Annotated in this window: 1 protein-coding gene; it reads left to right on the top strand. The window is 60.6% G+C overall.

The genetic code is table 11. The annotated features are described in order from the left end of the window. Window positions 1-383: alcohol dehydrogenase catalytic domain-containing protein (locus BTA35_RS19060; protein ID WP_148663879.1), on the top strand; the 383-nt coding region annotated here is incomplete at both ends.

The raw sequence follows: 383 nt of genomic DNA, 5'->3' as shown, positions 1-383 counted from the left end.
GTCAAGGTGATGCGGACAGGAATCTGTGGCACCGACGTTCACATCGATAAATGGGACGGGTGGGCCGCCAAGACGGTGCACACCCCGCTGGTCCTCGGCCACGAGTTCTGCGGTGAGATTGTTGAACTCGGTTCGGAGGTCAATGATCTGGAGGTCGGACAGTTCGTCTCCGGAGAGGGGCACTATGTCTGCGGACGCTGCCGGGCCTGCCTAGCGGGCAAACGTCACCTGTGCCGCGACACCCAAGGTATTGAATATGCGGTCAACGGTGCCTACTGCCAGTACTTCGTCATGCCGGCTGGCAACGTCTGGGTACATCACATCCCGGACCTTGACCCCGACGTCGCGGCGATCTTTGACCCGTTCGGCAATGCCGTTCACAC

Origin of the sequence: Oceanospirillum linum, from assembly GCF_001995095.2 — a bacterium.
Classification (GTDB): domain Bacteria; phylum Pseudomonadota; class Gammaproteobacteria; order Pseudomonadales; family Halomonadaceae; genus Oceanospirillum; species Oceanospirillum linum.
Note: the sequence above shows the minus strand (reverse complement) of the source record. Positions and strands in the feature narration are given on the sequence as shown.